We start from the raw sequence: 10,187 nt of genomic DNA, 5'->3' as shown, positions 1-10,187 counted from the left end.
GTACCTCGCCCTTCTCAACAGCTGCGACCGCGCTGAAGCATCGTGCTAATCAGGACCGAGTTTGACCGGGAACCCGTCAAGGATGGCGTAACCGATGCAGGCATGGTGCTCACCAGAGGTAACCTGCAGATCAAGGACGCACTGGAATTCGCCGCCCGGGCCGTGGCTCGTGCCGAGCAGGACGGCAAGCATCTATCGGTCGCAGGGCACTCCCTGGGTGGAGGGATGTCACAGGTGTTGTCGCACCACTACAACCTGCCAGGCGAAGCCTTCAACCCTTACGGCGCGGCCAGCCTGGGTTACAGGATTCCGGAAGGCCGGCCAACGAACGGCGCCCGGTTCGTGAATCATGTAATGGCCGGCGACTTCGTCAGCGCGGGCGCCGGGCACTATGGCACTGTGGAGGTGTACGCGAAGCCCTCCGAATTGAAGACATTGCGAAATGCTGAATTTGCGTCCCGCCTCATGGGTGGGATGGCCGGTGAGGTCAGCAGGCCGTTTTCGGCGTTGGCTCTGGGTGATTCACATCGAATGAAGCACTTCATTGATCACGTCGAGAACGGGGTTGAAGTAAAGTCGGTTCTGGATGACCCATCGGCACGCATCAAGGATCCCGAGGACCAGCGCCGCGTTGATGCGTATCGCCAGAGCGTCCACGCCGTGCGCGCTGTTGCAACAGTTGCCGCCCGGCCTTTGGTACTGGAAGCAGCCAACATTCTGCGCGGCAAGGACGAGCCCGGCGCCTACGCCGAGCGCCAGGCGCGCGCCGCTGAGCTTGCTGCCCACCCGTTCAATCCTGCCAAGGCACGCAGCGAATCCAGCTCGGACGGCGGGCCCGGGCGGGAAAACCCCAGCTTCCACAGCGAGTCGCCCCTGGGGAATCGATTGAATGACCTGCTCAACGCAGATCCTGATCGGTTCAAGGTACTCAACCAACAGGTGTCCAGGCTCGATGCCGGGCAGGCGCTGGATGCCCAGGTGCGCAACCAGGCAAACGCCGAAGACCGGGCGCGCGAATACGCGCAGACCTCCACCCAGCAGGCAACCCAGCAGGAACACTCCGCATCGGCCATGGGCCGTTGATGTACCGCAGACAGTGCCGGGCATTGCCGCAAAGCATCGCTGAAGCGCGCTGCGCATCACCTCAACTCGACAGCGACGGTAATCTGAAGGACATCGCGCACGCCGCCGCACCCCATGCCCGTGGAGTTAACTGCGCGTGATGATATTGACGCTTACAACCTTTGGCATAACTGCAAAAGTGTGACGAAGCGCACTTTCGCAACTTTTTTTTGACGCGGTCAGCGCGGCGGGGCTGGTAAAATTCGACCCACGTGCGCCGAGGTAGGCGCGTGGAGAGGGCACAAGGCTGTGTATTCCTGGGACGGATGTAACAAGCAGGGTGTTGAGGCCGAGGGGGTAATCCCGGCGTCCATCGTGCGGGCATGTGTCCCGGGGCAGGGGGCGCGCCCGTGAGCGCTGCTTCCTTGCGTGCGGCCCCGGTGCAGGCCACGCCTACCGCCTCCGTCTCTCGCTCGCGCAGTTCCCGTTGGGCGGTGTCCCTGCTGGCCTGCGCTGTGTCCTTGCCTTTCGCCGCCTCCGGCGGTTCGTATCGAGCCGATGCCCCTATGAATGTTCCTGCTGTGGACACCCGTGCCACCCCGCTGCGTACGTTGAATCCAAGCCCGCAGCGCGCGTTTGAATTCCGTGTGATGCTGGACAATGCGCCGGGTCCCTTCGCGGTGGTCGAAGCGACCGCCCAGTTCGACGTCGGCAACGCTGCCCAGTGCGGCCGGCTGGATCCGATCTCCGGTGCGGTGCCGACCATCGCCAGTCATGAGCCGTTCGCGCTGACGCGCGTGTCCGACACCGAATACGTTGGCACGCTGCATACCGATGCCATCCTTGATGAGGACTACTACGGGCGCGGCGTCTGTCGCTGGGCTCTCACCGAAGCGCGGGTAAGCCTGCGCGCGCATGACGATCCGGCCGACACCCGTTTTGTCGCTGGCCTGCCTGCGCAGCACGTGCTGGGCGGCGGCAGCAAGACCCGCAATTTCTGGAAGGGGTATTACCCGCGTTTCGAGCAGGGTGGGGCGGCCGACTTCGGTCGTGAACACCTGCAGGCGGTCCCCATGGACAAGCGCGATGAGTTCTTCACCATCACGCTGGCAGCCCACGAGATCAGCCCGTGACGGTCACCACGCAGGATTACGCCAACCTGGCCAACAATGTCTATGAAGACAGGGATGCTGGCCGTCCGACAGGAGAAAACGCGCTGGTGCCGGTCAATGGCACCCTGTATCGCGTCTACGAGCATGTCGATAACCCGCGCACCGGCTACCAGGGCACCATCTACAAGACGCTCGATGGAAAGGATCTGATCGTTGCCCATCGCGGCACCGAAGAGGTGTGGAAGGATGGCGTCGTTGCCGATGGCGCGATGGTGCTGGGGCGGACCAATCCGCAGGCCGAAGATGCCATCGCGCTGACCCGCAAGGCGCTGGAGGAGGCGCAGCGCATGGGCGCCCAGCCCGGCGCGACGACACCGGAAGTGAGCGTGACCGGTCACTCGCTGGGTGGCACGCTGGCCCAGGTTACCGCCCACCATTTCGACCTGCGCGGCGAAACCTTCAACGCCTACGGTGCCGCCAGCCTGGACCGTGGCATTGCTGGCGGCCCGAATGACCGCGTGCGCAACCATGTGATGGCCAGCGACGTGGTCAGCGCCGCCAGCCCGCAGTATGGCGAAGTGGTGACCTACGCGAAGGAAAAGGAAATCGACGTCCTGCATCAGTCCGGCTATTTCGAGAACCGGTTTGCAGACGTGCTGGTTCCCGATCTGCCGGTTGCCGCAGCGGCGCGCTCGCTGGGCGCGCACAGCATGAGCAACTTCATGCCGACCGAGTCGGATGGCACGCCTCACCTGTCGGTGCTGGATGATCCGCAGGCGCGCCCGCGCGCCGAGGAGCACGCACGCATGATTGCCGACTACCGCGGCGATGTGATGAACATCCGGCGTGGGGTGACCTTCGTCGCCGGTGGCCCGGTGGGCTGGGTGCGCGATGGCGTCGATGCGTTCCGCGATCCGGTGCCGGCTGGCGAGCCTGCGGCGCGTGAGGCGCGTGAAGCGGCTGCGGCCGCAGGCAAGGAGCAGGGCGCGCTGTCTGCCGATCCGTCGGTGACGTCCAAGGGGCAGGGCACGGTCCGCCAGGATCCGCACGTTACCCAGTTGCTCGATGCCGCCCGCGCCAACGACCCGCAGGGGGTACGTGTTGCCACCGATGATCTGTATGCATCGTCGGCGGGCCGTCTGTGGCAGCAGCAGGCCGACCAGCACGCGCAGCAGCTCAACCAGCGCGAAGCGGCCCAGCAGCAGACGCAGCAGCAGGCGCCCCAGCAGCGTCAGCCCGGCCCGGAGCAGATGGAGATGGCCCGTGGTGGCTGATGACCGTTTTTTCATGGCCCGGCGCGCCTGTGTGGCTGCGCCGTGCCCGCAGAACCAGGAGACACCATGACGATCAACAAGACCGGGCTGGCGGCGCTTTTGGCGCTTGCGCTGGCCGCCTGCGGAAGCAATGCTCCCGATGCGGGTGCACAAGGAACTACGGCGGCCCCCGAAGCCGGGCCGGCTGCCGCCGAACACGACAAGGACTCTGCAATGACTGCACTCAAACCCCCTTCCGCGGACAGCGTGCTGTACGTGATCTACCAGCGTGACGGCGATGGCGCGGTCACCTACAAGGTCGATGGCGGTGCCATCGTCAGCTACTGGTATGGCCAGGCGTTCGATCTGAAGGGCAAGCACTACTTCACCGGCTTCACCAGCCGCAGTGAGGGCGAGGAAGGTCCGGATTCCGACGCCGGCATGATGGAGCCGGGCAACGTGGCCATCGGCCAGGCCACCTTCGTGCAGGGCGGTACCGCCGATGCACCGGCCTGGGTGCAGCAGGACACCGACGGCTATGTCGGCCAGTTCGGCGGCAACGACCAGCCCGAGCCGCTGGATACCGCGCGCAAGGCCCAGACCCATGCCCTGGATGACGGCCGCATGCTGCTGGCCGTGCCTACCCGCACCTTCACCGAGGGCGTGGCCATGTTCGGCTATGCCATCTTCCTGTTCGACCCGGACAACGTGGACAAGCTCTCGTTCCGCCGCTGGGGCTATCTGGGCTCCATCCACGCCGGCGAGGATAATTCGGCGTCCTGTGAAGACGGCGCCGTCACACCGTGCGCCGTCAGTAGCGGTACACTCGCCTTCGGCGCTGTCTCCGGTGGCCTGCCGAAGCTGACCGTAAGCCTGTCGGGCAAGACCATCGACGGCCCGGGCAAGCTGCGTGACCTTGGCCCCGCCGACACCCTGACCTATACCTTCAATGCGGACACAGAGCGCTATACGCCCTGAGTCCCATGTATCGGTTGACCGCCCTGCACATGACTCAAGGATTGAGTCCGGTTGACGTCCAACGGCCCGCCCGGGCCGCACTTCACCTGAGGAGCCAATGATGGCCAGTAACCACGACCGTAAAGAAGTTCTCGACATCATCGAAAAGCAGGCCGAGCGCAGCGGCATTCCCCGCGAGGATTTCCTGCGCTTTGCCTATATCGAAACCGGTGGCACCTTCAACCCGGATGCCAACAACACCAGAAGCGGTGCGAAGGGGCTGTTCCAGTTCGTGCCCACCACGGCCAAGGAATTCGGCCTGACCGGCCACGAATTCGATCCGGCTGCCAATACCCGCGCGGCAGCTGATCTGTATGAGCGCAACCGTGACCAGATCGTTGACCGCTCGGAAGCCACTGGCCGCCCGTATCTGTCCGGTTCGGCCCAGCCCAATGGCATGGACATGTACCTGGCGCACCAGCAGGGTGGCGGCGGCTATGCATCCATCCAGAGCGCCATCGACACCGGCAGGTTCTCGCGCAAGGACACCCACGACAACATCGTGAACAACATCAGCTCGCGCGATTTCGAGCGGGTGACCGGCAAGCCGTACGAATCCATCAGCGGCATGAATGATCGCGAGCTGGCCACTTCGTTCAGCCAGTACTGGCAGGCCAAGTACGCGGCCATCGAGATTGCCGACCGCGGCATCACCGCCAGTGCCCCGCTGCCGGCCGCACAGGGTCGCCCGTCGGCCCTGGCCGATGGGGTACTGGAGCGTGGCGAACGCGGCAATGACGTGCGTTCGCTGCAGGAATCGCTGAACCAGCTGGGCGTGCGTGACGGCCAGGGCAACACCCTGGAAACCAACAGCGGCATCTACGGCAGGAACACCCAGGACGCGGTGCGCAACTTCCAGCAGGCCAATTCGCTGGAACAGACCGGCCGTGCCGATGCGCAGACCCGCGAGGCCATCAAGGCCCAGCTGGCCCTGCCGCAGAACGAGCGCAATGCCACCGAGCGCCCGGCCGCGCAGCCGCAGGCGCGCGGCGAGGGCGGGGCGACCTGGCCGGCGCCGGGCAACGACCAGATCAATGCCAAGGACAAGCCCGGCGAAGGCCGTGGCGAATTCGGCACCTCCCGCAATGGCGGCCGTACCCACGGTGGCGTGGACATCCAGGGTGAGGTCGGTGATCCGATCGTGGCCTTCGGCGGCGGCCGTGTGACGGTCAAGCCGAACAATGGTGCGGCCGGCAACACCGTGCACATCACCCACGATGACGGGTCGCTGACCAAGTACTTCCATCTGAATGACATTTCGGTGCGCAACGGCCAGCGCATCGAAGCGGGCGACCAGCTGGGCACCATGGGGCGCAGTGGGAACACGCCCAAGCATGGCGACACCCATCTGCACTTCGAACTGTGGCGCAATGGCCGCAAGATCGACCCGATGTCCGAACTGCGCGGTGCCGAACGTGGCGCGGGCGAGCATCCGGTCAAGCCGGTCGGCGAACAGACCCTGCGCGATGGCGCCAGGGGCCCGGCCGTGTCCGAGCTGCAGGAGCAGCTGGGCCGCCTTGGCTACAAGGATGCGCAGGGGCAGCCGCTGGCACGCGATGGCATCTTCGGTGACGCGACCCGCCACGCCGTGGAGGACATGCAGCGTGCCCAGGGCCTGAAGGTGGACGGCGTGTTCGGCCCGCAGTCGCGCGCTGCGCTGAAGTCGCACGCACCGCAGCAGGCCGCCGAAGCCCAGGACAAGCCGGCCGCCGCCGGCAAGGAATCGGGTGGCTTCCTGGATCGCATGTTCACTGCAGTACGCAATGGCGATGGCGAATCGGTGCAGAAGGCCATCACCGATTTCACCTCTACCCTGAGCCAGCCCTGGGCCAAGCACCAGGTGCAGGAACAGGCGCAGACCCAGCCGCAGCAGGCCCAGCCACAGGCGCCCGATGCTGCCCGTAATCCGGGTGACCTGCAGCGCTGAGCGGCGGACGCTGACGGCTGAAATGGAAGGCATGCGGGGCCGGCTCACCGGCCCCGCATGGGCAACGGACGATCCACCATCCCCGCCAGCGGATGCGGCGGGCCCTGAGGACTACTGATGAAAACCGCGCTGAAGATCTGCCTGGGCGTTGTGGTGCTGCTGACCATGAAGCTGGATGCAGACGCCGACGGCTTCTATTCGCCGCTCAGCTACCGCAAGAACGACCCGTTCCTGTTCTGTACCAAGGGCCAGGATCCGCAGAAGAACCCTGCGCCGTGCTGGAGGCCGGTGTACCCCTACAATGGGGAATACATGATGATGCCGTACTGCAAGCCGCCCTCCTACCCGTACGGGAAGGATTGGACCCAGGACGACATCAAATCCCTGCAGGAATACATCGTGGTGTGCCCGGAGGCGAAGACTTCCGGCGCCTGGGAAGGCGCTGGCATGCCGGAAACCAGCCCCGACAGCTGGCACTGACCGGGCCTTTGCCCACCGCCACCTGAAGGGGCATCCGGACGCCAGGCCTGCCGGTGGTACAATGGCCCGGCCGGTTCGCCGGTACACAAACGTCTTCAGGGCGGGGTGCGATTCCCCACCGGCGGTAGGTGCGCAAGCACAAGCCCGCGAGCGCCCCGGCCCAGGCCGGGGGACAGCAGATCCGGTTCAATGCCGGAGCCGACGGTCATAGTCCGGATGAAAGAAGACGGTGCCACAGGGCCTTCGCGGCCCTGCGCCCGCCTGTTTGCCTTGCGGCGTTTTTCGCTCACTTTCCGCGGAGAACGTTTCTTGTTTACTGGAATCATCGAAGGCGTCGGCCGTCTGGCCGCACGCGAATCCATCGGCGGCGATGTCCGCTTCACCTTCAACGTCGGGAATCTGCCGTTCGATCACGTGCAGATGGGCGAAAGCATTGCCATCAACGGTGTTTGCCTCACGGTCATCGCGTTCGACGCCAGCAGCTTCCAGGCCGATGCCTCCACCGAGACCCTCGGCCTGACCACGCTGGGCCAGCTGGGCGAAGGGGCGGTCATCAACCTCGAGCGCGCCATGCGCCCGACCGACCGCCTTGGCGGCCACCTGGTCAGCGGCCACGTCGATGGCCTCGGCCAGGTCCTGTCCATCCACGAAGATGCCCGTGCGCAGCGCTGGCGCTTTGCCGCGCCGGCCGCGCTGCGCCGCTACATCGCCAAGAAGGGCTCGATCAGCGTGGATGGCGTCAGCCTCACCGTCAACGAAGTGGACGAGGAAGGCTTTGAAGTCGCCCTCATCCCGCACACCGTGGCCAACACCGCCTTCTCCGCCACCGGCGTGGGCAGCCCGGTGAATCTGGAAATCGATCTGGTCGCCCGGTATGTCGAGCGGTTGATCAGTGTGCCGACCAACGGTCGGCACCCACAGGGAGATGCCGCATGAATTTCGCCCCGATCCCCGAGATCCTCGAAGACATCCGCCAGGGCCGCATGGTCGTCATCGTCGATGACGAAGACCGCGAGAACGAAGGCGACCTGATCATGGCTGCGGAGCTTGTCAAGCCGTCGGACATCAATTTCATGGTCACCCACGGCCGTGGCCTGGTGTGCCTGCCGCTTACCCGCAGCCGCGCGGCCGATCTCGGCCTGGCGCCGATGGTGCAGGCCAATACCGCGCAGTTCCAGACCAACTTCACCGTCAGCATCGAGGCGGCCGAAGGCGTGACCACGGGCATTTCCGCCCATGACCGCGCCCACACCATCCGCACGGCGGTGAAGCCGAACGCCAGGCCGGCCGACCTGCACCAGCCTGGCCACATCTTCCCGCTGATCGCCCAACCGGGCGGCGTGCTGACCCGCGCCGGCCACACCGAGGCCGGCGTGGATCTGGCCATGCTGGCTGGCCTGGAACCGGCCGGCGTGCTGGTGGAGATCCTCAACCCGGACGGCAGCATGGCGCGTCGCCCGGAACTGGAAGTGTTCGCCCGCGAACATGGCCTGAAGATCGGCTCCATCGCCGATCTGATCGCCTACCGCTTGGCCACCGAAAAGACCGTTGAGCGCGTGGACGAGCGCGACATCGATACCGAGTTCGGCCCGTTCAAGCTGGTCACTTACCGCGACCGCATTGCCCACGACCTGCATTTCGCCCTGGTCCGTGGCACTCCGGACGCCGATACCCCGACCCTGGTGCGGGTGCAGGTGGAAAACCCGCTGGCCGACCTGCTGCACTGGCGCCGCGATGATTTCGGCGTGGCCGCCACCGATGCCCTGCGTGCGATTGCCGCCGAAGGAGCCGGCGTGATGGTGGTGCTGTCGGCCCCGCGCGACGGCGAGGCCCTGCTGGCTCGCCTGCGCCAGCAGCCAGCGCCGGTGGTGCCGGGCAAGGACAAGGACGTGGGCCAGTGGCGCCGCAACGGTGCCGGCTCGCAGATCCTGTCCGACCTGGGCCTGGGCAAGCTGCGCGTGCTGGGGACGCCGCGCCGCCAGATCGGCCTGGCCGGGTACGGCCTGGAAGTGGTGGAGACGGTGGGCTGCTGAGGCCCGCGCCCGGCCATGAGGCCCCTGTAGAGCCGAGCCATGCTCGGCTTGCGCGCGCAGCGCGGAGGGCAGTCCGGCGGCAGAGAGCAGCCGAGCATGGCTCGGCTCTACAGAATGCCCCTTGAAGGCCCCCGCCGATCACGGCCGGGGCCCATCCACGCTAGAATTACCCCCTTATCGAACCCCCAAGCCGCATATGAGCCACTACGAAGGCGATCTTCGCACCCCCGATTCGGCGCGCTTTGCCATCCTGGCCAGCCGCTGGAACGCCCGCATCACCGATACCCTGGTTGCTGGCGCCCGCCAGAGCCTGGCCGGCAACGGCATCGCCGAAGCCAGCATCGACGTGATCCGCGTGCCGGGTGCCTGGGAACTGCCGCTGGTCGCCGCGCGCCTGGCCGCTGCCCATGAACACGCCGCCATCCTCACCCTGGGCTGCGTCATCCGTGGCGACACCCGCCACTACGAACATGTGGCCGACCGCTGCGCCGAAGGCCTGATGCGCGTGCAGCTGGATTTCGGCGTGCCGGTGCTCAATGGCGTGCTGGCGGTGGAACGTGTTGAAGACGCCGAGGCGCGCGCTGGCGGCAGCCACGGCAACAAGGGTGAAGAAGTCGCACTCGCTGCATTGGAAATGGTCAACCTGCTGGAGCAACTGCCATGAACAAGAACACCCAGGGCAAGCCCTCCGGTAAACCCGTCCGCCGTGATGGCATCGACCCGGTGCTGCGTTCGCGCGCCCGCCGTCGTGCCGTGCAGGCCCTGTACGCCTGGCAGATTTCCGGCGGCAACACACAATCGCTGATCGCCCAGTTCGCCCACGAACAGGCCCGTGAAATCGCCGATCTGGCGTATTTCGAAGCGCTGGTGCATGGCGTGCTGGACAACCGCACCGACATCGACGAAGCGCTTGGCCCGTACCTGGACCGTGGCATCGAAGAGGTGGACGCCATCGAACGCGCCGTGCTGCGCCTGGCCGGCTACGAGCTGCGCTTCCGCCTGGACGTGCCGTACCGCGTGGTCATCAACGAAGCGATCGAATCGGCCAAGCGGTTTGGTTCCGAGCATGGCCACACTTACGTCAACGGCGTGCTGGATCGCGCCGCCGTGGAATGGCGCAAGGTCGAATCGGGTCACTGATCCGTTTTTGTTTGTGGTGGATGCCAACCTTGGTTGGCATGGCTGGGAACCTGTTCCGAACTCCGAACGGCGCGGAAACCTGCTTTGGTCCTCGAACGGTGCGGGAATCTGCTTTGGTCCTCGAACGGTGCGGGAATCTGCTTTGGTCCTCGAACGGTGCGGG

At 65.8% G+C, this 10,187-nt stretch carries 10 protein-coding genes and 1 riboswitch; all 10 genes read left to right on the top strand.

Translation table 11 applies throughout. The annotated features are described in order from the left end of the window. Nucleotides 1-42 precede the first annotated feature (42 nt). The 10 genes from ACQKDV_RS14620 to nusB all read left to right on the top strand — a co-directional run bounded on the left by ACQKDV_RS14620 (nt 43) and on the right by nusB (nt 10,024). Nucleotides 43-1,083 carry an XVIPCD domain-containing protein gene (locus tag ACQKDV_RS14620; protein ID WP_427784618.1) on the top strand — a complete coding sequence of 347 codons (1,041 nt, stop codon included), beginning with the start codon at nt 43-45 and terminating at the stop codon, nt 1,081-1,083. Nucleotides 1,084-1,628: 545 nt separating this feature from the next. Continuing rightward, a complete protein-coding gene (locus ACQKDV_RS14615) occupies nt 1,629-2,195 on the top strand; it encodes a hypothetical protein (protein ID WP_427784616.1) in 567 nt (188 codons plus the stop codon). Next, a complete protein-coding gene (locus ACQKDV_RS14610; RefSeq protein ID WP_427784615.1) occupies nt 2,192-3,448 on the top strand; it encodes an XVIPCD domain-containing protein in 1,257 nt (418 codons plus the stop codon). Before ACQKDV_RS14615 ends, ACQKDV_RS14610 begins: the two co-directional genes overlap by 4 nt. Nucleotides 3,449-3,661: 213 nt before the next feature. Beyond that, nucleotides 3,662-4,405, top strand: a complete 744-nt coding sequence (locus ACQKDV_RS14605) for a hypothetical protein (protein ID WP_427784613.1) — start codon at nt 3,662-3,664, stop codon at nt 4,403-4,405. Between the two features lie 100 nt (nt 4,406-4,505). After that, a complete protein-coding gene (locus ACQKDV_RS14600) occupies nt 4,506-6,371 on the top strand; it encodes a peptidoglycan-binding protein (RefSeq protein ID WP_427784611.1) in 1,866 nt (621 codons plus the stop codon). A 117-nt stretch (nt 6,372-6,488) separates the two neighbouring features. Beyond that, nucleotides 6,489-6,851, top strand: coding sequence for a hypothetical protein (locus tag ACQKDV_RS14595; RefSeq protein WP_427784609.1), 363 nt, complete (start codon nt 6,489-6,491; stop codon nt 6,849-6,851). 87 nt (nt 6,852-6,938) lie between these two features. Then, a riboswitch (FMN riboswitch) is annotated at nt 6,939-7,083 on the top strand. Between the two features lie 77 nt (nt 7,084-7,160). Continuing rightward, nucleotides 7,161-7,787, top strand: coding sequence for a riboflavin synthase (locus tag ACQKDV_RS14590; protein WP_427784607.1), 627 nt, complete (start codon nt 7,161-7,163; stop codon nt 7,785-7,787). Then, a complete protein-coding gene (ribB, locus tag ACQKDV_RS14585; RefSeq protein WP_427784606.1) occupies nt 7,784-8,884 on the top strand; it encodes a 3,4-dihydroxy-2-butanone-4-phosphate synthase in 1,101 nt (366 codons plus the stop codon). The genes ACQKDV_RS14590 and ribB overlap by 4 nt, the downstream gene beginning before the upstream one ends. Nucleotides 8,885-9,080: 196 nt before the next feature. Continuing rightward, a complete protein-coding gene (gene ribH / locus ACQKDV_RS14580; RefSeq protein WP_427784604.1) occupies nt 9,081-9,548 on the top strand; it encodes a 6,7-dimethyl-8-ribityllumazine synthase in 468 nt (155 codons plus the stop codon). Beyond that, complete coding sequence (gene nusB / locus ACQKDV_RS14575; protein ID WP_427784603.1) at nt 9,545-10,024, top strand: transcription antitermination factor NusB; 480 nt, start codon at nt 9,545-9,547, stop codon at nt 10,022-10,024. The genes ribH and nusB overlap by 4 nt, the downstream gene beginning before the upstream one ends. Nucleotides 10,025-10,187: the final 163 nt, after the last annotated feature.

The sequence above is a fragment of the Stenotrophomonas sp. NPDC077659 genome, assembly GCF_050268705.1.
GTDB lineage: Bacteria > Pseudomonadota > Gammaproteobacteria > Xanthomonadales > Xanthomonadaceae > Stenotrophomonas.
This window is presented reverse-complemented; position numbering and strand designations above follow the sequence as displayed.

Coding starts and splice junctions, on each gene's coding strand:
- ACQKDV_RS14615 (WP_427784616.1), top strand. CDS start 1,629: ATGAATGTTCCTGCTGTGGACACCCGTGCCACCCCGCTGCGTACGTTG.
- ACQKDV_RS14605 (WP_427784613.1), top strand. CDS start 3,662: ATGACTGCACTCAAACCCCCTTCCGCGGACAGCGTGCTGTACGTGATC.
- ACQKDV_RS14600 (WP_427784611.1), top strand. CDS start 4,506: ATGGCCAGTAACCACGACCGTAAAGAAGTTCTCGACATCATCGAAAAG.
- ACQKDV_RS14595 (WP_427784609.1), top strand. CDS start 6,489: ATGAAAACCGCGCTGAAGATCTGCCTGGGCGTTGTGGTGCTGCTGACC.
- ribB (WP_427784606.1), top strand. CDS start 7,784: ATGAATTTCGCCCCGATCCCCGAGATCCTCGAAGACATCCGCCAGGGC.
- ribH (WP_427784604.1), top strand. CDS start 9,081: ATGAGCCACTACGAAGGCGATCTTCGCACCCCCGATTCGGCGCGCTTT.
- nusB (WP_427784603.1), top strand. CDS start 9,545: ATGAACAAGAACACCCAGGGCAAGCCCTCCGGTAAACCCGTCCGCCGT.